The 24,454-nt window shown below is 52.9% G+C and carries 28 protein-coding genes; 13 read left to right on the forward strand and 15 right to left on the reverse strand.

Going from position 1 to position 24,454, the window contains the following annotated elements; translation table 11 throughout:
* The first annotated feature begins 26 nt into the window (after positions 1-26).
* From yhdP to AAZR23_RS10670, 5 genes are read left to right on the forward strand one after another with little or no spacing between them, the layout of a single operon-like run.
* The gene (gene yhdP, locus AAZR23_RS10650) at positions 27-3,806 is read left to right on the forward strand and encodes an AsmA2 domain-containing protein YhdP (RefSeq protein WP_434692503.1); all 3,780 of its coding nucleotides are present in this window, start codon (positions 27-29) and stop codon (positions 3,804-3,806) included.
* Positions 3,803-4,660: a deaminated glutathione amidase gene (nit1, locus tag AAZR23_RS10655; protein WP_004236296.1), complete on the forward strand. Its 858-nt coding sequence runs from the start codon at positions 3,803-3,805 to the stop codon at positions 4,658-4,660. Before yhdP ends, nit1 begins: the two co-directional genes overlap by 4 nt.
* Positions 4,661-4,662: 2 nt before the next feature.
* Positions 4,663-6,108: a metalloprotease TldD gene (gene tldD / locus AAZR23_RS10660; RefSeq protein WP_054424131.1), complete on the forward strand. Its 1,446-nt coding sequence runs from the start codon at positions 4,663-4,665 to the stop codon at positions 6,106-6,108.
* Positions 6,108-6,575, forward strand: a complete 468-nt coding sequence (locus AAZR23_RS10665; protein ID WP_166708548.1) for a ribonuclease domain-containing protein — start codon at positions 6,108-6,110, stop codon at positions 6,573-6,575. The genes tldD and AAZR23_RS10665 overlap by 1 nt, the downstream gene beginning before the upstream one ends.
* A gap of 3 nt (positions 6,576-6,578) precedes the next feature.
* Positions 6,579-6,875, forward strand: coding sequence for a barstar family protein (locus AAZR23_RS10670; protein WP_434692507.1), 297 nt, complete (start codon positions 6,579-6,581; stop codon positions 6,873-6,875).
* Here the strand turns inward: AAZR23_RS10670 and yjgA are convergent.
* Positions 6,872-7,420, reverse strand: a complete 549-nt coding sequence (yjgA, locus tag AAZR23_RS10675) for a ribosome biogenesis factor YjgA (RefSeq protein ID WP_107678571.1) — start codon at positions 7,418-7,420, stop codon at positions 6,872-6,874. The two genes, AAZR23_RS10670 and yjgA, sit on opposite strands and share 4 nt — an antisense overlap.
* Before the next feature lie 172 nt (positions 7,421-7,592).
* Between yjgA and pmbA the strand changes: the two genes are divergently transcribed.
* Entirely contained in the window at positions 7,593-8,933 is a 1,341-nt protein-coding gene (gene pmbA / locus AAZR23_RS10680; protein WP_046893010.1) for a metalloprotease PmbA, read from the forward strand.
* Between the two features lie 68 nt (positions 8,934-9,001).
* Here the strand turns inward: pmbA and AAZR23_RS10685 are convergent, their stop codons facing one another.
* The 13 genes from AAZR23_RS10685 to AAZR23_RS10745 form a co-directional block, all read right to left on the reverse strand.
* On the reverse strand, positions 9,002-9,130 hold the full coding sequence (locus AAZR23_RS10685) for a hypothetical protein (RefSeq protein WP_260248409.1): 129 nt from the start codon (positions 9,128-9,130) through the stop codon (positions 9,002-9,004).
* Between the two features lie 108 nt (positions 9,131-9,238).
* Positions 9,239-9,649: a nucleoside diphosphate kinase regulator gene (gene rnk, locus AAZR23_RS10690; RefSeq protein ID WP_045138839.1), complete on the reverse strand. Its 411-nt coding sequence runs from the start codon at positions 9,647-9,649 to the stop codon at positions 9,239-9,241.
* 193 nt (positions 9,650-9,842) lie between these two features.
* On the reverse strand, positions 9,843-10,115 hold the full coding sequence (gene npr / locus AAZR23_RS10695; RefSeq protein WP_046893008.1) for a PTS phosphocarrier protein NPr: 273 nt from the start codon (positions 10,113-10,115) through the stop codon (positions 9,843-9,845).
* Between the two features lie 3 nt (positions 10,116-10,118).
* Positions 10,119-10,970, reverse strand: a complete 852-nt coding sequence (rapZ, locus tag AAZR23_RS10700) for an RNase adapter RapZ (protein WP_107678570.1) — start codon at positions 10,968-10,970, stop codon at positions 10,119-10,121.
* A 72-nt stretch (positions 10,971-11,042) separates the two neighbouring features.
* The gene (ptsN, locus tag AAZR23_RS10705) at positions 11,043-11,510 is read right to left on the reverse strand and encodes a PTS IIA-like nitrogen regulatory protein PtsN (RefSeq protein ID WP_046893006.1); all 468 of its coding nucleotides are present in this window, start codon (positions 11,508-11,510) and stop codon (positions 11,043-11,045) included.
* A 119-nt stretch (positions 11,511-11,629) separates the two neighbouring features.
* On the reverse strand, positions 11,630-11,917 hold the full coding sequence (hpf, locus tag AAZR23_RS10710; protein ID WP_025151846.1) for a ribosome hibernation promoting factor: 288 nt from the start codon (positions 11,915-11,917) through the stop codon (positions 11,630-11,632).
* 23 nt (positions 11,918-11,940) lie between these two features.
* Positions 11,941-13,377, reverse strand: a complete 1,437-nt coding sequence (gene rpoN, locus AAZR23_RS10715; RefSeq protein WP_166708546.1) for an RNA polymerase factor sigma-54 — start codon at positions 13,375-13,377, stop codon at positions 11,941-11,943.
* A 24-nt stretch (positions 13,378-13,401) separates the two neighbouring features.
* Positions 13,402-14,127, reverse strand: a complete 726-nt coding sequence (gene lptB / locus AAZR23_RS10720) for an LPS export ABC transporter ATP-binding protein (protein ID WP_166708545.1) — start codon at positions 14,125-14,127, stop codon at positions 13,402-13,404.
* A 6-nt stretch (positions 14,128-14,133) separates the two neighbouring features.
* Complete coding sequence (gene lptA, locus AAZR23_RS10725) at positions 14,134-14,670, reverse strand: lipopolysaccharide ABC transporter substrate-binding protein LptA (protein ID WP_107678566.1); 537 nt, start codon at positions 14,668-14,670, stop codon at positions 14,134-14,136.
* The gene (lptC, locus tag AAZR23_RS10730; RefSeq protein ID WP_046893003.1) at positions 14,651-15,232 is read right to left on the reverse strand and encodes an LPS export ABC transporter periplasmic protein LptC; all 582 of its coding nucleotides are present in this window, start codon (positions 15,230-15,232) and stop codon (positions 14,651-14,653) included. The genes lptA and lptC overlap by 20 nt, the downstream gene beginning before the upstream one ends.
* Positions 15,233-15,272: 40 nt before the next feature.
* Positions 15,273-15,836: a 3-deoxy-manno-octulosonate-8-phosphatase KdsC gene (gene kdsC / locus AAZR23_RS10735; protein ID WP_046893002.1), complete on the reverse strand. Its 564-nt coding sequence runs from the start codon at positions 15,834-15,836 to the stop codon at positions 15,273-15,275.
* Positions 15,837-15,845: 9 nt separating this feature from the next.
* The gene (gene kdsD / locus AAZR23_RS10740) at positions 15,846-16,814 is read right to left on the reverse strand and encodes an arabinose-5-phosphate isomerase KdsD (RefSeq protein ID WP_046893114.1); all 969 of its coding nucleotides are present in this window, start codon (positions 16,812-16,814) and stop codon (positions 15,846-15,848) included.
* Between the two features lie 71 nt (positions 16,815-16,885).
* Complete coding sequence (locus AAZR23_RS10745) at positions 16,886-17,845, reverse strand: calcium/sodium antiporter (RefSeq protein WP_434692518.1); 960 nt, start codon at positions 17,843-17,845, stop codon at positions 16,886-16,888.
* Positions 17,846-18,223: 378 nt separating this feature from the next.
* On the opposite strand from AAZR23_RS10745, the gene mlaF reads away from it, so the two are divergent.
* The 7 genes from mlaF (at position 18,224) to murA (ending at position 23,159) form a co-directional block, all read left to right on the forward strand.
* On the forward strand, positions 18,224-19,027 hold the full coding sequence (gene mlaF, locus AAZR23_RS10750) for a phospholipid ABC transporter ATP-binding protein MlaF (protein ID WP_046893000.1): 804 nt from the start codon (positions 18,224-18,226) through the stop codon (positions 19,025-19,027).
* Positions 19,028-19,034: 7 nt separating this feature from the next.
* Complete coding sequence (mlaE, locus tag AAZR23_RS10755; RefSeq protein WP_107678562.1) at positions 19,035-19,817, forward strand: lipid asymmetry maintenance ABC transporter permease subunit MlaE; 783 nt, start codon at positions 19,035-19,037, stop codon at positions 19,815-19,817.
* Positions 19,818-19,820: 3 nt separating this feature from the next.
* Complete coding sequence (gene mlaD, locus AAZR23_RS10760; RefSeq protein ID WP_434692521.1) at positions 19,821-20,345, forward strand: outer membrane lipid asymmetry maintenance protein MlaD; 525 nt, start codon at positions 19,821-19,823, stop codon at positions 20,343-20,345.
* A gap of 119 nt (positions 20,346-20,464) precedes the next feature.
* A complete protein-coding gene (gene mlaC / locus AAZR23_RS10765; RefSeq protein WP_046893113.1) occupies positions 20,465-21,094 on the forward strand; it encodes a phospholipid-binding protein MlaC in 630 nt (209 codons plus the stop codon).
* On the forward strand, positions 21,094-21,384 hold the full coding sequence (gene mlaB / locus AAZR23_RS10770; RefSeq protein ID WP_166708542.1) for a lipid asymmetry maintenance protein MlaB: 291 nt from the start codon (positions 21,094-21,096) through the stop codon (positions 21,382-21,384). The genes mlaC and mlaB overlap by 1 nt, the downstream gene beginning before the upstream one ends.
* A gap of 187 nt (positions 21,385-21,571) precedes the next feature.
* Positions 21,572-21,826 (forward strand): BolA family iron metabolism protein IbaG, encoded by a 255-nt coding sequence (gene ibaG, locus AAZR23_RS10775; RefSeq protein WP_004236327.1) that lies wholly within the window; start codon positions 21,572-21,574, stop codon positions 21,824-21,826.
* Positions 21,827-21,893: 67 nt separating this feature from the next.
* A complete protein-coding gene (murA, locus tag AAZR23_RS10780; RefSeq protein ID WP_046892996.1) occupies positions 21,894-23,159 on the forward strand; it encodes a UDP-N-acetylglucosamine 1-carboxyvinyltransferase in 1,266 nt (421 codons plus the stop codon).
* 82 nt (positions 23,160-23,241) lie between these two features.
* Here murA and degS read toward each other — a convergent pair whose 3' ends face one another.
* The gene (gene degS / locus AAZR23_RS10785) at positions 23,242-24,330 is read right to left on the reverse strand and encodes an outer membrane-stress sensor serine endopeptidase DegS (protein ID WP_046892995.1); all 1,089 of its coding nucleotides are present in this window, start codon (positions 24,328-24,330) and stop codon (positions 23,242-23,244) included.
* Positions 24,331-24,454 lie beyond the last annotated feature (124 nt).

The following is a 24,454-nucleotide window of genomic DNA, read 5'->3' on the forward strand; positions in this document are numbered from 1 at the left end:
TGACAGCTGCAGGAGAAGGAGAGCCGGTGAGGCGACTGCCCGGGATTTTACTGACATGTGTGATTGTAATCGTAATTGCTGCGGCACTGGTGCTCGGCGGTTTGCGCTACCTGTTGCCTCAGATAAATGAGTACCGTCCTCAGATCGAACAAAAACTCTCGCAGCTGACCGGTGCCACGGTCAGAATTGGTGAAATCAGCGGCCGCTGGCAGGGATTCGGTCCGGCGCTGACACTCCGCGACCTGAGTGTTACCGCCCCGGATGCGGATATCTCAGCCGAAAAAATCGACCTCTCCCTCGATATCTGGCGGACATTATTCCGTTTTCAGGTCAGTTTCCGTGATCTGACTTTCTGGCACATGAAGCTGGATTACAAACAGCCGCTGAGCAGCGACGGCAGCAGTATTGAAACAGATGATGCCCTGTCCGGGCTCTGGCTGGAGCGTTTTGACAATTTTGATCTGCGCGACAGCGAAATCCGTTTTCTCACACCGTCCGGTGATCCCGCCACCTTACTGGTTTCCCGTCTGTCATGGCTCAATCAGAGCAAGCGCCACCGTGCCCAGGGGGAAATCAGTCTCTCCTCGGTGAATAACCCGCGCGGCTGGTTACAGGTGCGGCTGGATCTGCGCGATGTCAATGGCCTGCTGGATGAGGGAACGGTCTATCTCCAGGCTGATGAGATTGATATGACCCCGTGGTTCAGCCGCTGGCTGCGTGATAATACCGGACTGAATAAAGCCGGTTTCAGCCTGGACGGATGGATGACGGTGGAAAAGGGCGCGATAACCCGCGGTCTGGTCAGGCTGAACTCCGGTGAGGCGGACTGGCTGACCGGTAAAGAGAAACACACACTGGAAGTTCAGGATCTGATGGTACAGATGCGCCGTCAGGGGGAAGGATGGCTGTTTAATATTCCGGATCTGTTCAACCTGAAAACTGACGGTCAGCAGTGGCCGGAAGGCAGCCTGTCACTGCTTTATATCCCGCCGTCGGCCAAATACGGCGGGAATACTCATCTGCGTGTCCGGGCAAATGATATTGAACTGGCGCGCCTGAGCAGCATTGTGCCGACCTTCTCTTTCCTCACCAATGATATTGTCAAAGCCTGGCAGCAGCGCGACCCGTCAGGTCTTATCCGTGATTTTGCCCTCGATATCACTCCGGCAGCGCCGGAAAACCTTGAACTGGATATTTCCTGGCAGGATGTCAGCTGGAAAGCGCTGGACGAATTACCGTCGGTATCCCGTTTCAGCGGTGTATTACGGGGCGGGCAGGCGCGCGGCATTCTGCGTTTTGCCCTCGATGACAGTGTGCTGGACTACCGTCCGATGTTTACCGCACCGCTGGCGGTGGCAGAAAGCCGCGGACAGATTCAGTGGACGAATACAGACGGCAATCTGAATCTCTGGAGTGATAATTTAGATCTGAAATCCGGTGCGCTGCGGGTGAACGGTAATTTCCGTTATCAGCATGATAAAGACAGGCCGCCGTCACTCGGGATACTCGGCGGTGTGACGCTGACCGATGCCGGAGAAGCCTGGCGCTATTTCCCGGTTCCGCTGATGGGGGAGTTCCTGAGTGAATATCTCACACAGGCACTGATTGCCGGACAGGCAGAAAATGCCACGGTGATATTTCAGGGCAACCCGGCCGATTTCCCGTTCCGCAAAAACGAAGGACAATTTCAGATTTGGGTGCCGCTGCGTGATGCCACCTTTAAATATGATCCGGAATGGCCTGCCCTGATGGGCATGAATGCCGATCTGAATTTCCATAATCAGGGACTGTGGATCAGCGCGGAGCAGGCAAAACTGGGGGAAGCCACCGCCCGCAATCTGAAAGCAGATATCCCGGATTTTACGGTTGAGCGTCTGTATATTCAGTCTGACATTGAAGGCAACGGTGAATCACTGGGTAAGTATTTTGATCAGACGCCGATGAAAAGCTCTATCGGGAATACCCTGGAGCAACTGAAAATCGGCGGTAAGGTTAACGGTGATCTTAAACTGGAAATCCCGCTTAATTTTGATGAGATGGTGCGGGCAACCGGTCACGTTAATCTGAAAAATAATGATATTGATGTGGTACCGATCGGCAGCACACTCAAAAATGTCAGCGGACAGTTCCGGTTTGATAACGGCGACCTGGAAAGCGACCGTATCACGGCTTCCTGGTTCGGACAGCCGCTGAATATCCGCTTTACCACCAAAGAGAATCCGTCAGATTTTGCCGTGAATATCGATCTGGATGGTAACTGGCAGATGAAAGGTATCGACGGTGTACCGGCCGTGGTCAAACAGCATGTAACCGGCTCGTTCCCGTGGACGGGGAATGTGAAAATTACCCTGCCGCAAAAAGGGGAGATGAGTTACACCGTTGATCTGGACGGTCAGACCGGAAAACTGACCAGCAGCACTTTACCGGCAGTCCGGCGCTGGGCTGCGGAAAGCGGCACACTGAATGTGCATGCTGCCGGGACAGAACACACCCTGAAAGCGGGCGGAACTCTCGGCAAATCGTTCAGTTTCCTGACGGACTGGCGTCTTGGCGATATTCTGACACTCAACGGCGCAACAATCCGTCCGGGCACAAAAGTGCCGGAAAAAATCACACCGGATGTTATCAGTATCGCACTGCCGCCGGTCAGCGGCGAAGAGTGGGTCGGCGCTCTGGCAGTGGCGGGGCAGAGCCATCAGCAGCCGGCCTCACTGAAACTGCCGGGGAATATTGATCTCTCCGTGCCGTATGCGGATTTTGCGGGGCAGCGCTGGAATCAGGTGAAGCTGCGTATCCATCCGCAGGAAAACGGCTGGCTGCTCAGTGCAGACGGACAGGAGCTGCGCGGTGATATCCGTATCCCGTCCTCGGGACCGTGGCAGGCGAGTATTGATTATCTCTACTATAATCCGGAGTCTATTCAGAATGCCCTGCCGGAATCGCAGCGTAATGAAACCACCAAAACTGATTACCGGGTCAGCAGCTGGCCTGCTGTCACTCTGCGCTGTGAAGCCTGCTGGGTGGGCGGCCTGAATATCGGTACGGTGAACGCAAAAGTCTGGCCGGAAAATAACACGCTGGTGCTGGATGCGGCAACGGTCAAAAACAGTGCCAGTGAACTGACACTCAGCGGCCGCTGGGATGCCGGCCGTTCCCCTCTGTCGCATTTTAAAGGTCAGTTTAAGGGGCCGGTCTTTGATAATATGGCCGCGTATTTCGGGGTACTGGTGCCTATCACCGGTTCACCGTTTACTGCAGATTTTGATCTGAGCTGGCGGGATGTTCCCTGGTCGCCAGATGTGGCAACACTGAACGGGATTGTCAGCACTTCGCTCGGCAAAGGGGCGATTGAGCGGATGGGCGGCGGTAATGCCGGTAAACTGCTGCGGCTGGTCAGTTTTGATGCATTATTGCGCAAGTTGCAGCTCGATTTCACGGATACCTTCAGTAATGATTTCGTTTTTGACAGCATACGCGGTAAAGGCGTGATAAAAGATGGTATTTTAAAGACTACGGATACCCGCGTGGACGGATTAATGGCGGATATCAGCTTTAGCGGTTCAATTTATCTTGTGGAGCGTCGTATTGATATGTCGGTGGTTGTCACACCGGAACTCTCTGCGACGGTCGGGGTGGCGACAGCCTTTGTTGTGAACCCGATAGCCGGAGCGGCTGTCTTTGTGGCCAGTAAGGTGCTCGGCCCGCTCTGGAGTAAAATTTCGGTGATACGGTATCACCTGAGCGGTAGTTTAGAAGAGCCGAAGGTAGATGAAGTTTTGCGTCAGTTAAAGGAGACCCGGGAATGAAAAACGCAAATGTGGCACTATTGCAGCTGTGCAGCGGCACAAATATCAAACACAATTTGGCGCAAATCGAACAACAGATCAAACAACTGCCTGATAATATCAAACTGGTGATGACACCGGAAAACGCGCTGATTTTTGCATCAGGCAATACCTATCAGAAGTATGCGGAAGTGCAGGGCGAAGGCCCGCTGCAATCAGCAGTGGCTGATATGGCACGCCGTTACGGCGTGTGGATTCTGGTCGGCTCTATGCCGATGATCAGCCGTGAAGACCCGGCGCGCATCACCAGCAGCAGCCTGCTGTTTGATGATAAAGGGGAAATCAAAGCCCGTTATGACAAAATTCACATGTTTGACGTGAATATTGATGATGAGCAGGGTTCATACAATGAATCTAAAATCTTCCAGCGCGGCGAGCATATCACCGTGGTTGATACCCCGGTGGGTCGTCTCGGTATGACCATCTGTTATGATCTGCGTTTCCCGGGCCTGTTCCAGGCACTGCGTGAGCAGGGCGCGGAGATTATCTCCGTTCCGGCGGCCTTTACCCGGCTGACCGGCAAATCCCACTGGGAGCCGCTGCTGCGCGCCCGTGCGATTGAAAACCAGTGCATTATCCTTGCCCCTGCACAGGTCGGCGTGCACGGCACCCGCCGCACATGGGGACACACCATGGCGGTTGACGGCTGGGGCAAAGTGATGAAGAAAAATACGGATGCGGTGGCCGCCATCGGCGTTGATATCCGTCCGGACAGCTTAACCTCAATGCGTGAGCAGATCCGCGTGGTGAAACATAACCGTTTCCGCCCGCAACTGACCTCACTGATTGAGAAAAACACTACAGGTAAAGAGTAATTATGAGTTTTTCAACTGTCAGCAATCATCTGCTGACCGCCCATGATCTTGATGAACAGGATCTCTTTTCTGTCCTCACACAGTTAGCGGATCGCCATATTGATTATGGCGATCTGTACTTCCAGAGCAGTTTTCATGAAGCCTGGGTGCTGGAAGATAAAATTATCAAAAACGGCTCTTACAATATCGATCAGGGTGTCGGTATCCGTGCGGTCAGCGGTGAGAAAACCGGTTTTGCTTATGCGGATCAGATAAGCCTGACTGCATTACAGCAGAGCGCATCTGCGGCGCGCAGTATTGTGCGTGAGCAGGGGAACGGACAGGTACAGAGCCTTCATCGTGTTAATAACACGGCGCTGTATGCCGCACTCGATCCGCTGCGTGCAATGCCGCGTGAGGAAAAAATTGCGCTGCTGCATCGTCTTGACCGTGTGGCACGGGCTGAAGATCCGCGTGTGCAGGAAGTGAATGCCAGCCTGACCGGTGTGTATGAAGAAGTCCTGGTTGCCGCCACTGACGGCACGCTGGCGACGGATATCCGTCCGCTGGTGCGTCTGTCTGTCAGTGTGCTGGTGGAAGAGGACGGCAAACGTGAACACGGCGGCAGCGGCGGCGGCGGTCGTTTCGGCTATGAATATTTCCTGGGTACAGAAGACGGTGAGATCCGCGCTGACCATTTCGCCCGTGAAGCGGTGCGCATGGCGCTGGTGAATCTCTCTGCCGTTGCGGCACCTGCCGGTTCAATGCCGGTTGTGCTGGGTGCGGGCTGGCCGGGCGTGCTGCTGCATGAAGCGGTCGGGCATGGTCTGGAAGGGGATTTCAACCGTCGTGGTGCATCTGTCTTCAGCGGAAAAATTGGTCAGCAGGTTACATCATCACTCTGTACCATTGTTGATGACGGTACCATCGGCGATCGCCGCGGTTCACTGGCGATTGATGACGAAGGTGTGCCGGGGCAATATAACGTCCTGATCGAAAACGGTATTCTGAAAGGTTATATGCAGGATAAACTCAATGCCCGTCTGATGGGGGTTGACCCGACCGGTAACGGCCGCCGTGAATCCTATGCCCATCTGCCGATGCCGCGCATGACCAACACCTATATGCTGGCGGGGGAATCATCGCCGGAAGAGATTATCGCCAGTGTGAAAAACGGCCTGTATGCCCCGAATTTCGGCGGCGGTCAGGTGGATATCACCTCCGGTAAGTTTGTGTTCTCGACATCCGAAGCCTATCTCATTGAAAACGGTAAGATTACCAAACCGGTAAAAGGCGCGACACTGATTGGCTCCGGTATTGAAGCCATGCAGCAGGTGTCGATGGTCGGTAATGACCTGAAACTGGATAAAGGCGTCGGAGTGTGCGGTAAAGAAGGGCAGAGCGTGCCGGTGGGTGTCGGTCAGCCGACCCTGAAACTGGACAGCATTACAGTCGGCGGAACGGCCTGATGATGCAGAAATACGGCACACTGGTGATCGTTCTGATTGTGGCGGTCTCCGCCTGGCTGGCAGGGTTGCCGGGGAAGTTTATCGAAACCCGTCCGTCAGAGCCGGTGCCGCAGCAGGCAGAACAGCCGCAGAGCATTGATGCGCTGACAGCACAGTCACGGGTGGTCAGCTACGTGCAGCAGCACCAGCGCCTGCCGGATTACTATGTGACGAAAAAAGCCGCCCGTAACGCGGGCTGGCAGCCGTCAAAAGGCAACCTCTGTGATGTGATGCCGGGTAAGGCTATCGGCGGTGATCGTTTCGGCAACCGGGAAAAAAGGCTGCCGGATGCACCGTCACGTCAGTGGTTTGAAGCGGATATCAACTATAACTGCGGTCACCGCGGCAGTGATCGTCTGCTTTACTCCGGGGACGGACTGATTTATGTCACCACCGATCATTACCGTTCATTTCAGCAGGTAAATTAACCCATGACACCCGAAATCAGCATTGTGCATTTTGATTTCCGCACTATCCGGACAACGGACGATTTCTATCAGCAATTCAGTGATAAATTTCAGCTGACCTGCTTCGGCCGTAATACGGATGCGTTATGGGATATGCTGACAGGCGGGATTGATCTGCCGGTGATACTGGCGTTTGAACATATTACCGCGCGGCAGCGGCGGCTGTTTTCAGCCATTATCAGTACCTGCCGGGATGCGGAGGAGGAGTGGCCGGGGGATATTCAGCTGGTGCTGGCCCCCCTGACCATGACGGCGAATTAAGCGCTTTCTGCCAGTTCTTTCAGATACTGGAACAGCTGGCGGTAAGCTTTTGGTGGTTTATTGCCTTCGCGCTCTTTTTTCGCATTGCGGATAAGTGTGCGCAGCTGCTGGCGATCAAGGTGCGGGAACAGTGCAACCGCTTCTTCCGCTACCGCGTCATCGCCGGTGACCAGGCGTTCGCGCAGATCTTCGAGTTTATGCAGCAGGACAACCTGCTGATTATGGCGGTTTTTCAGTTTGTCGAGTGCCGTGGTAATCGGCTCCGGGTCACGGGCCCGCAGCATTTTACCGATGAGCTGTAACTGACGGCGCAGGCCTTCACGCTTGATTTTTTGTGCAAGCAGGATGGCGTCGAGCAGCTGTTCATCCAGCGGAATACGTTCCAGCTGGGTTTTGCTCAGTGCAACCAGTTCAGCGCCGAGTTTTTTCAGGGCTTCCGCATCGCGTTTGATTTCGCTTTTGCTGACCCAGATTATCTCGTCATCCTCTTCCTCCTGAGGAAGTGCATCGGGTTCTTCAAACCAGTCTTCAGGCTGCTTTGCCATAATAGTATTTCCTGTGGCGAAACACAGAGCGGCGGGTGCCGGATGATCTCTGTGTTTGTGAGTGTTAACATTTGATTATTGCGTATTGTAACCGGGGAAAAGGCCGGATAACACCTATTCAGCTGTCTGATTAGCTGACGGCCCCTTAATTTATTGAATTGGAACCTGATTGATGAATATCACTTCTCAGATTATGGCGCAGCGTACGCGCCTGGAACAAGCGGTTTCGCAGGCACTGAGTATTGCACAGAAAGGGTGTGACAGCGCCGAAGTTGCTGTCAGCCGGACCACCGGGATGAGTGTGAGCACCCGGATGGGTGAGGTGGAGAACGTTGAGTTTAACAGTGACGGCGCGCTGGGGATCACGGTGTATCATAACCAGCGCAAAGGCAGTGCATCTTCCACCGATTTAAGCGACGAGGCGATTGCCCGTACCGTACAGGCCGCGATCGACATTGCGAAATATACATCTGAAGATCCGTGTTCCGGCCCGGCAGATCGCGATTTGCTGGCCTTTGAGGCACCGGATCTGCAACTGTTTTATCCGTCTGAAGTGAGCGCAGACCAGGCGATCGACTACGCCGCCAATGCGGAAAAAGCGGCACTGAGCGCCGATCCGCGTATCACCAATACGGAAGGCGGCAGCTTTAACAGCCATTACGGCATCCGTGTCTTCGGTAACACACTCGGTATGCTGCAAAGCTACTGCAGCAGCCGTCACTCGATGTCCGCCTGTGTGATCGCGGAAGAAAACGGCGATATGGAGCGTGACTACGCGTATACCATCGCACGTAAGCTGGATGACCTGAAATCTGCACAGTGGGTGGGGGAAGAGTGTGCCCGCCGGACATTGTCCCGCCTCGCACCGCGTAAACTGGCGACACAGAAAGCACCGGTGATTTTTGCCCCGGAAGTGGCAACCGGTTTGTTCGGGCATCTGGTCGGCGCGATCAGCGGCACGTCTGTATACCGTAAATCCACTTTTCTGCTCGACAGCCTGGGTAAACAGATCCTGCCGGACTGGCTGACCATCCGTGAGCTGCCGCATGTGATCGGCGGCCTGGCCTCGACGCCGTTTGACAGTGAAGGCGTCCGCACAGAGGATCGCCTGATTATCGAAAATGGTGTCCTGAATAACTGGCTGATGACCACCTATGCCGCCCGCAAACTGGGGCTGAAAAGCACCGGTCACGCAGGCGGTATTCACAACTGGCACATTGCCGGTCAGGGGCTGGGTTTTGATGACATGCTCAGAGAGATGGGCACCGGTCTGGTGGTTACAGAACTGATGGGACAGGGTGTCAGCGGTATTACCGGCGATTACTCACGCGGTGCATCCGGTTTCTGGGTGGAAAACGGCGAGATTCAGTATCCGGTCAGTGAAATCACGATTGCCGGCAACCTGAAAGACATGTGGGCCAATATAATCGCCACCGGCGACGATATTGAAACCCGCAGCAATATTCAGTGCGGCTCTGTCTGGCTGCCGGAAATGAGTATTGCGGGGCAGTAATCGTTTTGCTGCATAAAAAACCCTGACTTTTATGCCGGGGTTTTTTTATGCCGGACAAAAACACAGCACTACATCATCAGCATTATCAGGCCCTTTGTGAGCATAAATAACTGATTTTCGAAATTAAGCACTAATGGCAGCGGGGAGTCAGTTAACGGGGAAAAAGCAAGAATGTGCAGCAGACTGAATGTTGACATAGTGGCTCCGGAAAGAGAAAAGATAAGCCATCATGCAGAAAAAGAAGGGAAAATGGAAGCTGCGCCCGCAGATTACCTGAAACGGACGCAGAGCCGGCTTAAAGCGGATTAGCGGTGTAATTCACCGGCAGCTTCAGGCTGATAGATAATTTCTGATACTTTTACGCGCGTTGCTTCACCGTTCGGCAGTTCCCATGAGATCTCATCACCGACAGAAAGCCCGAGTAACGCAGCTCCCAGCGGTGCCATGACAGACAACTGCTCTGCGCTGTCTTTCAGCGACGCCGGGTACACCAGGGTACGGATACTCTCTTTCCCGCTCGATAAATCTTCAAAGCGCACGCGGCTGTTCATCGTGACGACCGTGGCAGGCATTTCCGCCGGCGGCAGGATTTCAGCGCGATCTAACTCGTCATTCAGGGCTTCGGCAACCGGACTGTCAGCATAAGCCGGTTGTTCCAGCAGCATATCCAGACGCTCTGCGTCCAGTTCATTAATAATTATATTGGGCTTTTTCATACCACACTCCAAATCATTTCCAATACAAAAGAACACCCCCACACCAGAAGGAGGGGGGTGCTCATTTTGATAATTAATCTGATAGTAGGCTGTTCTCCTCCGAAAGGAAAGAGATCAGGATCACGAACCGCCGGGCTGCGTGAACGAAACAGCGTATCAGTTTTCTTTAAGTAAAATATTTCGTTTAGTATAACTAATCTTCATCAAAACCTGAATCAAAAAGGGAAATAATTGCCTCAATGGCGGTATTTTCATCAGGCCCTGTTGCTTCTACTTCAATAAAACTGCCCTGTTCGGAATCCAGCATCAGCATGGCAAGCACACTGTCAGCCCGGGCTTCTTCATTCTGCTTATTACGAAATACCACCGTTGACCGGAAGGTCTGGATCAGTTCAAACAGTTTCATGGCCGGCCGGGCATGCAGCCCGAGCCGGTTTTTGATTTCTACCTGACAACGGATTGTCATGGGTTATTTCCGTTTTTCCAGCGTCCGGTGACGTGACTGCACGTTTTTACCGCGTGAACGGAAGTAATCCGCCAGCTGTTCCGCCACATAGACAGAACGGTGTTTCCCGCCGGTACAGCCGATAGCGACTGTCAGGTAGCTGCGGTTGTTGGTTTCCAGCATCGGCAGCCACAGTTCCAGATAACTGCGGGTCTGGTAAATAAAGTTATGCACTTCGGTATGACGATCAAGGAACGCGGCCACCGGCTTATCCAGACCGGTCATCGGACGCAGTTTCGGGTCCCAGTGCGGGTTCGGCAGGAAACGGACATCAAAGACATAATCCGCATCAATAGGAATACCGTGTTTAAACCCGAAAGACTCAAATACCATGGTCAGTTCGCGTTCGCGTTTACCGAGCAGACGGGTTCTCAGCATTTCGGCCAGTTCGTGCACCGACATTTCAGAGGTATCGATGATCAGATCAGCGCGGGAACGCAGGGGTTCCAGCAGATCGCTCTCTTCATCAATGGCGCTTTCCAGTGAGAGATTTTTGCTGGAAAGAGGGTGCAGACGGCGGGTATCACTGTAACGGCGGATCAGGGTGTTGCGATCCGCATCCAGGAACAGCAGCTGCGGCGAGAAACCGGCCGGTAATCTGCTCAGGGCGTCTTCAAAGACCTCCGGGGACTCCGGCATATTCCGGACGTCAATACTCACTGCGGCAGAGATATCGCGTGTTGCCAGCGTGGCAGCAAGCTCCGGCAGAAGAGTGACCGGCAGGTTATCAACGCAGTAGAAACCCATATCTTCCAGCGCCCGCAGGGCAACAGATTTACCCGAACCAGAGCGGCCGCTGACTATCATCAGCACCATGAGGGGACTCCCTATCGTTTCTCTTTCAATGGCAATACGCCATTATCCGTTGTCGTCAGCCGGTTATTATCATCATTCAGTGATGATACTGTACAGCTCTTCATCGCTTTGCGCCTGACGCAACCGGCGGCAGAGCGCTTTGTCAGCCAGTTTTTTGGCCACTAACGACAGTGTGTGTAAATGCGTCTGACACTGATCAGACGGAACAAATAACGCAAACAGAATATCCACATTCTGATTGTCGATCGCATCGAACGCGATAGGTTGTTCCAGATGTAAAAATACACCGCAGGCAGTTTGCGCCTCATTTTTGTCCAGTTTTCCGTGGGGGATGGCAATCCCGCCACCGATACCGGTTGTCCCGACTTTTTCCCGTGTAAGGAGTGCCTCAAACAACGTGTTTTCCGGCAGCGCCAGCGCGGTGGCAGCCAGTTCACTGATAATCTCCAGCGCGCGCTTCTTGCTGGTACAGTGAATATTATTGCGTGTACAGCTGATACTCAGTACATCGCTCAGGGACAAATTTGCTTCGTTATTCATTTCATTGTTCACTTAGGATCAGAATCCCGGCAACCACCATGGTAACCGGGATCAGAGCACTGCTTTTTCCTGAGAAAATTCAGACTGTTAATTCAGTCATGCACCCGGGTGCAGAAAATTTACCGGTTTCTCAGTTTTTCTTTATGTTTGGACAGCTGGCGGCCGAGTCTTTCTGCCATCTCATCAATTGCCGCGTACATATCCTCTTTTTCCGCTGAGGCGTGAAGATCCGCACCGTTTACCTGAGCCGTTGCCTCCGCAATTTTACTGACTTTCTCAACCTTAAGGATCACCTGAACGCTGTTGATTTTATCGAAAAACTGCTCCAGCTTTTTACACTTGGCTGTCACAGTCTCACGTAAAGCATCTGTAATTTCAACGTTGTGGCCGGTAATTTGTAATTCCATAGTGTCTTCCTTCTCAATGTGTATCAAATCAGCTGTTTACGCTGATTTGAGGGCGGGATGGATAACGACTCGCGATATTTTGCGACAGTGCGTCTGGCCACCTGAATGCCCTGTTCGGCAAGCATGTCGGTCAGTTTACTGTCGCTGAGCGGTTTCGCCGGATTCTCGGCGGCAACCAGTTTTTTCACCAGTGCACGGATAGCGGTAGAGGACGCTTCGCCCCCGCTGTCGGTACTGACGTGGCTGGAGAAAAAGTACTTCAGTTCAAAGATCCCCCGCGGACTGTGCAGGAATTTCTGCGTCGTAACACGGGAAATCGTTGATTCATGCATTTCAACCCGCAGTGCGATATCAGCCAGCACCATGGGCTTCATATATTCTTCGCCCTGTTCAAAGAAGGCCTGCTGTTCTTCCACAATACAGGTCGCGACTCTGAGCAGCGTATCGTTCCGGCTTTCCAGACTTTTAATGAGCCACTTTGCTTCCTGCAAATTATTGCGGATAAACTGACTGTCGCTCTCACTGCGGGTCCGCGATCCCATCGCGGCATAATGATTATTGACCCGCAGGCGGGGAATGCTGTCGGAATTCAGTTCCACTGTCCAGCGCTCGCCGTGTTTTCTCACGAGGACGTCAGGAATAACATACTCTGATTCTCCGGTGTTGACTACCAGGCCCGGACGCGGTTCCAGCGACTGAATCAGATCAATGGCGGATTTCAGCGCCTCTTCTTTCAGTTTGGTCACCCGTCCCAGCGTACGGAAATCCCGGTTCCCCAACAATGCCAGATGCTGATCCGTGATAGCAAGGGCTTCTTTCAGACTCGGGGTTTCCGGCGGCAGAATTTTCAGCTGCACCATCAGACATTCGCGCAGGTCACGGGCGCCCACACCCACCGGATCAAAACGCTGAATACGCTTGAGTACCGCTTCCACATCTTCGGTGGTGACTTCATCGTCACCGATACTCAGGCGGATATCATCGACAGAGACGGTCAGATAGCCGGTTTCATCAATCGCATCAATGATTGAGAAGGCAATCGCGGCATCGGTTTCGGTAAAGGGGGTGAGGCGGGCCTGCCAGATCAGATAATCCTGCAAAGTTTCAGTGGTTTCGCCCTGATAGAGCGGCAGTTCATCGTCGCCGTAATCATTGCCGGTGCCGGACGGTGTACCGGCGGTGTAGATTTCTTCCCACTGCGCATCCAGCGGCAGATCATCCGGCATGGCGGTCTGTTCGAGAGCCTCGGCGCTGTCCATCTCTTTCTGTGTTTCAGATTCAGCAGGTGTGTCAATTTCCTGATGGTTATCATCAAGTTCCAGCAACGGATTAGATTCCAGCGCCTCGCGGATCTCCTGCTGGAGTTCCAGCGTGGAAAGCTGCAACAAACGGATAGCCTGCTGAAGTTGTGGCGTCATCGCCAGTTGCTGGCTGAGTTTAAGCTGCAGACTCTGCTTCATTACGGACACGGGCTCCTTACGGCTTTACAGGCGGAAACCTTCGCCTAAATAAACACGTTTAACCTGCTCATTATTCAGAATGGATTCCGGGCTGCCGTGGGCAATCATATGGCCCTGGCTGACAATATAAGCCCGTTCACAGACATCCAGTGTTTCGCGAACGTTGTGGTCAGTGATCAGGACGCCGAGCCCGTAATCACGGAGGTGCTGAATAATCTTTTTAATATCAATAACGGAAATCGGATCAACACCGGCAAACGGTTCATCCAGCAGGATGAATTTCGGGTTGGCGGCCAGTGCGCGGGCGATTTCCACACGGCGGCGTTCCCCGCCGGACAGTGACTGCCCCAGGTTATCGCGCAGATGACTGATATGGAACTCTTCCATCAGTTCTTCCGCCCGCACCCGGCGTTCGTCATTGTTCAGATCTTTACGGATTTCAAGCACTGCCATCAGGTTCTGCCATACCGTCAGACGACGGAAAATGGAAGCCTCCTGCGGCAGGTAGCCGATACCTTTACGGGCACGTTCGTGCAGCGGCAGCAGAGAAATATCTTCATCATCAATGCTGATCGCACCGGCATCACGAGGAACAATACCCACCACCATATAGAACGTCGTGGTTTTCCCGGCACCGTTCGGACCGAGCAGCCCGACGATTTCGCCGGAACTGACTTCAAGTGTCACATCTTCGACGACTTTGCGGCCTTTGTAGGCTTTGGCTAATTTGCTTGCAATTAATTTTGCCATAAATCGTTACTTACCTTTCTGGCCGGTTGCCGCCGGGCCTTTTTCCTGAATCTGTGACGGCAGCAGTACGGTAGTCACCTGTTTGCCTTTGTCACTGAATGCCTGCATCTGCTGTGTCGGCACCACATAGGTAATCTTGTCACCGGTGATATTGCTGTCCAGCTGTTCCAGATAGGCATTACCGGTCAGCGTGACCAGCTCATTGGCCATTTCGTAACGCAGTTTGCTGCCGCGTCCTTTGATTGGCTTGCCGTTATCCTGCATCTGGTAGAAGGTCACCGGATTACCGAATGCTTCGATCACCATTTTGCCGGAATCGCCGCCCGGACGGGTGACAACCACTTTGTCAGCGCGGACATCAATCGTTCCCTGTTTTACCACGACATTATCCGTAAATGTGGTGATATTTTTTTCTAAATCAAGCGCTTGTTTTAATGATGTTACCGTCACCGGCTGCTGGGTATCTTCCTTTAACGCCAAAGCAGGGACACTGACTGCCAGAATGGCTGTTGCAATCAGAGTATTAAGGATGTTTGCTTTCATTTGGGATCTCATAGTAAGTCTGCACATCTTTGATCAGTTCCGCATTACGATTGCGAAAATTACCCCGCATCTGCAATCCGACGGAACGCAGTCCTGTTCCCAGAATGGTGACTTTATCGTCAGAACTCACATCCTGGGTTATCAGATTGACTTCGGCGTTATCCGTGGTGATCTGCCTGAGCTGCGTATCGGTGGTCAGGCTGTCAACCTGCACATCACCATATAAATATAACATTCTGTCATTGGTTAATTTGGCCCGCTTTGAACGAATCGTCCAGGTGGCGGTTTTATCAGGGTCGTAGGTGGTCAGCACCGGATTAGTAAACCATGTTACTTTTTCCTGAGCAAAGTTCTGCACATCATCCGCATTCAGCTTATACGTCAGCAGCCCTGTCGGCTCGTAGGCCAGGGTTGAGGACGTTTTAGTTTTATACGTCGGCGTACCGTCTTCCACGATCTTGCCGTCGGTGTCACCTGAACGGGAAACCGACAGGTTCCAGCCGAGCAGACCGAGGGCGATAAGCGCCAGGATAATGATCAGCCAAAGCTTAAATTTACTCATGAGATCCCTGATAAAGCCACTATAACCAATGAAATTCTTTTCAGACGGACAGGCCTTTCGCCTCATCCAGCTTATTTTGTGCCAGCAGAATCAGATCGCACAATTCGCGGACCGCGCCCCGGCCGCCTGCAATTTGTGTAACATAATCCGCTTTGGGTAACAATAACGGGTGGGCATCCGCTACCGCGGCGGATAAACCGACCTCTGCCATAACCGGCCAGTCAATCAGATCATCGCCGATATAGGCGACGTCGCCGGGGTGAACTGCCAGTTTATCTAATAGTTCGCGATACGCCAAAAGCTTATCGCTCTGTCCCTGGTAAAGATGTGTAATTCCGAGTGTATTGGCACGATCTTCCAGTAATTTCGCTTTACGACCGGTAATTATCGCCACCTCAATCCCCGAGGTCAGCAGGCAGCGGATACCGTAACCGTCACGGACATTGAATGCCTTCAGCTCTTCGCCGCTGTTGCCCTGATAAATCAGGCCGTCAGACATCACGCCGTCCACATCACAGATAAGAAGCCGTATTTTAGCGGCTTTTTCCATAACTGTTTGCGCTATCGGGCCATAGCAGGTGTCAATGGTGGTAATTTGTGTCATCGTCAGTCCTTATACCACCCCGGCCTGGAGCAGATCATGCATATGCAGTACGCCCAGCAGTTTATCACCTTCTGTGACTAATAAAGAGGTGATATGCCGTGACTGCATTAAATTCAGTGCCTCAACCGCCAGAGTATTGGCTTTGATACGAATTCCGCCCGGTGTCATCACATCAGCAATCTGACAGTTATTGAGATCAGTGCCCGCATCGAAAATCCGGCGCAAATCACCGTCGGTGAAGATCCCCTGAATGATCATGTCGTCATCACAGATAACCGTCATTCCCAGTTTTTTACGGGTGATTTCAACCAGAGCCTCGCGCAGTGATGCTGTTTTCGGCACGCGCGGAATATCATCACCGGTATTCATCAGGTCAGAAACCAGTAACAGCAGTTTCCGGCCGAGTGCGCCGCCCGGATGAGAGAGGGCAAAATCTTCTGCGGTAAAACCGCGGGCCTGTAATAACGCGATTGCCAGCGCATCACCCATCACCAGTGTGGCGGTGGTGCTGGTGGTCGGTGCAAGGCCGAGCGGACAGGCTTCCTGCGGGACTTTAATACACAGATGGATATCCGCCGCTTTCCCCATGGTACTGTCCGGGTTACCGGTCATGCAGATAAGCGGGATGTTCTGACGTTTGATAACAGGAATAAGTGCCTGAATCTCAGAGGATTCACCGGAGTTTGAAATCGCGATCACCACATCTTTCTTTGTGACCATTCCCAGGTCGCCGTGTGCGGCTTCCCCCGGATGCACAAAGAAAGACGGGGTGCCGGTGCTGGCAAATGTTGCGGCCATTTTGTGGCCGATGTGACCGGATTTTCCCATCCCCATAATGATCACTTTGCCTTCACAGCGGAATATCAGCTCACAGGCTTTGTCGAAATCATCATTAATATACTGTTCGAGTGACGCGAGACCTTCACGTTCAATCCGGAGGACTTGTTTACCTGTTAGTTGAAAATCAGTTCGGGACATCTGTTTGTTCTCACTTTCAGTGTATGTCTGTGTATTAATGGCTGATATTTATCAGTCGGTAAAAAGACGTATCAGCCGGTAAAAAGACTTATCAGCCAGGCGGTGAATGCACTGAGCAGAATTATGCCTTTCAGCCGGTTCAGCCGCTGGTTCCGGCCGGCCGCAAAGAAAATAAATAACACACCGGCCGCGATCATGACGGCAAAATCGGTCATAAAACGGTCTGCTGCCATCGGGGAGGCGGCTAACAGCGCCGGGATACCCGCAACGACAGTGGTATTAAACAGTGTCGCGCCGATAAGATTCCCCAGCGCGATATCTTTTTCACCTTTGATAGCCGCCGCAATCGTGGTGCAGAGCTCCGGCAGACTGGTGCCGACAGCCAGAATCGTCAGTCCGGTGATACGCCCGCTGATATCCGCATAGCGGGTGAATGCCGAGGCATTATCAATCACAATCCGGACCGCCACCGGCATAATCAGTAATCCGGCGACCAGCCACAATAAAGCAACCGGCAAATTATTTTCCTGCGGCAGTTCATGATTTTGTTCAGTTGTGAAGCCGTCGTACTGATCCCGCCGGGCCATTGCGGCAATTTTCACCACCAGCCAGAGGCTGGCCAGTCCCGCGAATACCAGAAATCCGCCCTGAAGCCGGGTGATACCGCCGGACCAGATAAACAGTCCGAGCAGTGCCATCATGGCCAGCATCAGCGGAAGCTCACGGCGCAGCACCGCAGACTGTACACTCAGCGGGCGGATAAGGGCGGCAAGCCCGGCGATCAGCAGTAAATTGGTAATATTGGAGCCGATAATGGTGCCGAGCGCCAGATCCGACTGCCCTTCAAGCACCGCACCGGCCGAGGTCAGCAGTTCCGGCAGCGATGTGCCGGGGCCGGCCACCAGAATACCGGTAATAAACGGGGAGATGCCGAGCGCACGGGAAAAAACAGCCGCACCGTACACAATACGGTCAGACGCATAAACCAGCAGAATCAACCCGGTAAGTAAAAGGATGCTGGTAAGTAACATGGCTCTCCTCCGGGCTGCAAAAACAGTCAGAAATAATGAGGTACGGGAAGTTGGAGGTTATTGTACGGGCTGAGGCGCAAAAGTAAAACAGCTGTGTTAGCTTCGTTAAGGCTGCGGGTAATATACTGACGCATGTTCCCGGAATATCCTCAATTTTCTGCCGGTGGTACGTTTTATGCCCGGCGGAGGCGTTAATGTTATATGCTGATATACTGGCGTATCGCCGTATTTATGCCCTGTTACTCAGAGGGGATAAATAATTCAGACAGCAGCACCCGCATTTAAAGGCGAAAACCGCCGGATTTTTTTATATTATGATGGGTCAGTCCTGTATGTGTTGTAATAACACGAAAAACATAACGTTAAGGTTGTGAGGTCATGAACCGACAGACGGAAAATATTATTGAGATCCGGAACATGTGCTTCCGGCGCGGTTCGCGCATGCTGTTTAATGATATCAGCCTGGATGTGCCGCGCGGTAAAGTGACCGCGATTATGGGGCCGTCCGGGATCGGGAAAACCACGCTGTTACGCCTGATCGGCGGACAGCTGCGGCCGGACAGCGGTGAGATCTGGTTTGACGGTGACAATATCCCGGCACTCTCCCGCAGCAAACTGTATCAGTCCCGCCGTAAAATGAGCATGTTGTTTCAGTCAGGTGCGTTATTTACCGATATGACCGTGTACGACAACGTCGCCTTTCCGCTGCGTGAACATACCCGGCTGCCGGAATCCCTGATCCGGACAACGGTGATGATGAAGCTGGAAGCGGTTGGTTTACGCGGTGCGGCAAACCTGATGCCGTCGGAACTCTCCGGCGGAATGGCCCGCCGTGCGGCACTGGCACGTGCAATTGCACTGGACCCGGATCTTATCCTGTTTGATGAACCGTTTGTCGGACAGGACCCGATCACCATGGGGGTGCTGGTAAAGCTGATTGATGAACTCAATCAGGCGCTGGGTGTGACCTGCATCGTGGTATCTCACGACGTGCCGGAAGTGCTCAGTATTGCGGATAAAGCCTATATCGTCGCGGAGCAGTCCGTGATTGCACAGGGAACGGCAGAAGAGTTGCAGGAAAACACCGAACCGCGTGTGCGCCAGTTCCTGGATGGTATCGCTGACGGACCGGTTCCTTTCCGCTATCCGGCGGGTGATTACCAATCAGATTTATTAGGATAAACGAGACATGTTGACACAGGTACTTGCTGCTTTGGGACGCCGCGCGTTAGCGACATGCGCGTCTTTCGGGCGGTCAGGATATATGCTGTTCCGTGCGCTGTTCGGTAAACCACAGTTTGCCCGGCAGTGGCCGCTGCTGCGCAAGCAGCTGTACAGCGTCGGTGTGCAGTCCCTGCTGATTATTTCAGTATCCGGGCTGTTTATCGGGATGGTTCTGGCTTTACAGGGATATCTGGTTCTGAAAACCTTCAGTGCGGAAGCCAGCCTCGGCATGATGGTGGCGTTGTCGCTGCTGCGTGAACTGGGGCCGGTGGTCACCGCTCTGCTGTTTGCCGGCCGCGCCGGTTCGGCACTGACGGCGGAAATCGGTCTGATGAAAGCGACCGAGCAGCTATCCAGTCTGGAAATGATGGCGGTCGATCCGCTGCGTCGCGTGGTTGCACCGCGCTTCTGGGCCGGTTTTATCAGTATGCCGTTGTTATCCATGATTTTTGTTGCCGTCGGTATTTTGGGCGGGGTCATGGTCGGGGTGGACTGGAAAGGGATCGATGAAGGCTTCTACTGGGCATCCATGCAGGGCAATGTGGACTGGCAGAAAGATGTCATGAACTGCATTTACAAGAGTGTGGTTTTCGCCTTCACCGTTACCTGGATTGCCCTGTACAACGGGTATGACGCTATTCCGACGTCTGAAGGGATTAGTCGGGCAACAACACGCACGGTCGTTCATTCATCGCTTGCCGTGTTAGGGTTAGATTTTGTGCTTACGGCACTGATGTTCGGGAATTAAACAATGCAAAGCAAGAAAAATGAAGTTTGGGTCGGGCTTTTCGTCTTAATTGCCATTGCGGCGATTATCTTCCTGGCACTGAAAGTGGCGGATATCCGCTCTGTCGGCAGCGAAAAAACCTACCGGGTCTCTGCCACCTTTGATGATATCGGCGGCCTCCAGGCCCGTTCACCGGTAAAAATCGGCGGGGTGGTGATAGGGCGTGTTAATGATATCCGTCTGGATAAAAACTATAAACCGGAAGTAACGCTGGATATCTACAGTCAGTATGATCAGATTCCGGACACCAGTTCATTATCAATCCGCACATCCGGTCTGCTGGGTGAGCAGTATCTCGCGCTCAGTAAAGGGTTTGAGAATACAACCGACCCGGATCTGCCGATGACGGAAATGCTGAAAGACGGCAGCCGTATTCAGGACACCAAACCGGCAATGGTACTGGAAGATTTAATCGGTCAGTTCCTGTATAAGAGCGGTGACGGCGAAGGCGAAAAAACGCCGGCAGCGGCACCTGCTGCACAGTACTGATACGAAAAGTAATGTAAAAGCAGATGTTTTTGCCCGCAGGGGCGGACATCCTGCATAATACTGTTTACAGAATGACACCTTCACGGCGGAAAGTGCCGGTGATAAATCAGGAGTTGATTATGTTTAAGCGTTTACTGATAGCGGCGATGCTGGTGGTGATTGCCCCGTTTGCCGGAGCCGTTGACCAGACGAACCCGTACACACTGATGAATGATGCGGCAGCAAAAACCTTCAGCCGTCTGAAATCAGAACAGGCACAGATCCGGCAGAATCCGGACTATCTGCGTACCGTGGTTAAAGAAGAATTACTGCCGTATGTGCAGATAAAATACGCCGGCGCACTGGTATTAGGCTCTTACTACAAAGATGCCACCCCGGCGCAGCGTGATGCGTATTTCAAAGCCTTTGAAGCGTATCTGGCGCAGGCTTACGGCCAGGCTCTGGCCATGTACACCAACCAGACTTACCAGATTGATCCGGCTCAGCCGCTGGGTGATAAAAACATCGTGGCTATCCGCGTGACACTGACCGAACCGGCAGGGCGTCCGCCAATCCGTCTGGATTTTCAGTGGCGTAAAAATACCAAAACCGGTAACTGGCAGGCGTATGACATGATTGCCGAAGGCGTGAGTATGATCACCACCAAACAAAATGAGTGGGCATCCATTCTGCGTCAGAAAGGTGTTGATGGTCTGACTGCTGAGCTGGAACGCAGCGCGAAAACCCCGATTACCCTGGATCAGAAATAATGACGGCTGCGCTGACGTGGGAAAAACAGGGTGAAACCCTCTCCCTGAAAGGGGAACTGGATCGCGATACACTGCTGTCGTTCTGGAATGCACGTCAGCAGCAGATGAACGCCGTACAGACGGTGGACGTCGCCGGGCTCAGTCATGTGGATTCCGCCGGGCTGGCCATGCTGGTTCGTCTGCGGGGTGAGCGTCCGGATGCACCGTTTGTGTTATCCGGAGTGAGCGCTAACTTGCAGATGCTGATGTCACTCTATGGTGTTGAGTTCGAATTCAGTCAGAACGCGTGAATTAAAAATAATGTAAATAACGGCAGGACAGATACTTATTTGCCGTTATTTTCCGTAAGGTAACTGCCTCCGGTTGTGTCACTCAGGTGACCGCACAGCCGGAGGCATTTTTAATGGTTTAAGAGCGGGGCATATTCGATTACGATAGTGCCTATAACACACAATCTGATAACCAATTTGAGAAATTATGGATACGAATGAAATCAAACAGGTGCTGATGGATAAGTTAGCACTTACTGACGCAATTGTGACCGGTGACGGCAGCCACTTTCAGGTAATCGCTGTCGGTGACCTTTTTGACGGTATGAGCCGTGTTAAACAGCAGCAGGCCGTGTATGCGCCACTGATGGAATATATTGCGGATAACCGTATCCACGCGTTGTCAATCAAAGCCTATACCCCGGCTCAGTGGGAACGGGATCGCAAACTGAGCGGGCTGTAACAGCGGCGGGTAACAATGCGGTGACAAGTCACGCGGCAGCAATTAATGATAATGAGAGTGTCTACAGATGGATAAATTTCGGGTAAAAGGTCCTTCCGTTCTTCAGGGCGAAGTGACTATCTCAGGGGCAAAAAATGCGGCATTGCCTATTCTGTTCGCGGCAATTCTGGCGGAAGAGCCGGTTGAATTACACAATGTGCCGGAACTGCGGGATATCGACACCTCTGTGAAGCTGTTAACGCGGCTGGGTGCCAAAATTGAGCGTAAAGGAACCACTCTGCGTGTGGATTCCTCGGAAATTAACGAATATTGCGCACCTTATGATCTGGTCAAAACCATGCGCGCCTCTATCTGGGCGCTGGGTCCGCTGGTGGCCCGCTTTGGTCACGGTCAGGTTTCCCTGCCGGGCGGCTGTGCTATCGGTGCCCGTCCGGTTGATTTGCATATCACCGGATTAGAGCAGTTAGGGGCAAAAATCACCCTGGATGAGGGGTATGTCAAAGCGGAAGTCGACGGTCGTCTGACCGGCAATACTATCGTGATGGACAAAGTCAGTGTGGGCGCTACGATCACGATTATGTGTGCGGCGGCACTGGCAAAAGGCAAAACGGTTATCGAAAACGCCGCCCGTGAACCGGAAATTGAAGATACTGCCGTATTCCTGAATGCGCTGGGTGCCAAAATTACCGGTGCAGGGACTGACCATGTGGTGATTGAAGGTGTTGAACGCCTCGGCGGCGGTTCTCACACCGTTGTACCGGATCGTATTGAAACCGGGACATTCCTGATCGCCGCAGCGGTTTCACGCGGTAAAATTCTGTGCCGCAACGCCAAGCCGGATACGCTGGATGCCGTGCTGGCCAAACTGCGCGAAGCCGGAGCAGAAATTGAAACCGGAGATGACTGGATAAGCCTTGATATGAAAGGGCAGCGTGCGAAAGCCGTCACATTCCGTACCGCACCGCATCCGGGGTTCCCGACAGATATGCAGGCGCAGTTCAGTCTGCTGAATCTGGTGGCGGAAGGCTCCGGTATGATCACCGAAACTATCTTTGAAAACCGCTTTATGCACATTCCGGAACTGATCCGTATGGGCGCACATGCGGAAATCGAGAGCAATTCTGTGCTGTGTCACGGCGTGGAAAAACTGTCCGGTGCTCAGGTGATGGCGACCGATCTGCGTGCATCCGCAAGCCTGGTGCTGGCGGGCTGTATCGCGGAAGGGACAACGATTGTTGACCGTATTTATCATATCGACCGCGGTTATGAGCATATCGAAGAGAAACTGCGTGCACTGGGTGCGGATATTGAGCGCATTCACTCAGCAGAGTAATTCACGGCGATAAGCGATAAACAGTATGCTGTAAACAGAAAGAGCGGATATCCGCTCTTTTTTTACACCTTATTTTTACACCTTATTCCTGCCCGCCGGGAGATGGCGTGAATTCTTCGATGGTCACATCGGCAGAAAGCATCTGACCATTACGCAGCAGCGTGACAGGTACAACACTGCCCGGGCTCAGCTCCGCGACCTGATCCATCATTTCCAGTGGTGATGTGCTTGGCTTGTTATTGACGCTGGTAATGATATCCCCGACCTGAATCCCGCCTTTATCCGCCGGGCTGCCGCGTTCAACCTGAAAGACCCGCAGGCCGGTTATCTGATTAATATCGCTGTTGTTGGTCCGGATCGGTGGTAATTCTTTGGAGGTGATGCCGATATAACCCCGGATCACACGGCCGTCTTTTATCAGCTTATTCATAATCCGCACGGCAAGCTCTGCGGGGATCGCCAGCCCGATGCTGTCACTCATCCGTGACGGATCATTGCTGTCGTAAGACATGGTATTGATACCGACCAGTTCGCCCTCAGTATTGACGAGGGCACCGCCGGAGTTACCGGCCATAATTGAGGCGTCTGTCTGGAGGAAGTTCTGACGGCGGGTCGGACTCAGCCCGACACGGCCCATTGCGCTGATGATGCCCTGATTGACGGTCTGTCCGACATTAAACGGGTTACCGATTGCCAGCACCACATCACCCACATGTGACTGCCGCTTCGGATTGATCGGGATCACCGGCAGTTTGTCGGTGGTATTGATTTTCAGTACCGCCAGATCGGTCAGATCATCCGCACCAATCAGCATTCCTTCATACAGGCGGCCGTAATTGCCGTATTGCAGTGCGATCAGGATCTGATCGGCGTTTTTAATCACATGCTGATTCGTCAGAATATAACCCTGATCATTCATGATCACGCCGGAGCCGAGCGAGGTCATTTCGGGACCCTGCTGGGAGAGACTGCCCATGTTGCTGCTGTAAACGTTCACCACGGCAGGCGCGGCGCGGCGTACCGCCTTGTTATAACTGACCGGTTCATCATTATTGAACAGATGTGTAAACCATTGGGTCACAAATTGCGGACGAATAGACGGGACACTGACCAGAAGAAGGGCAGCCACGATAAGTCCCATAAAGACGGAGCGCAATAATTTAAACCACATAGTCCTTAACCGGTGTTGTGAGTACGGGAAGCAGATACTTCCGGCAGAATAGCATAATCCGGGTGAATTATATGTGTGTAATTGCGGTATTTTATGACGGGGTACAAATAAACAGGTGTGGTAT

This window comes from Morganella sp. Je.2.23 (assembly GCF_051129855.1).
Classification (GTDB): domain Bacteria; phylum Pseudomonadota; class Gammaproteobacteria; order Enterobacterales; family Enterobacteriaceae; genus Morganella; species Morganella sibonii.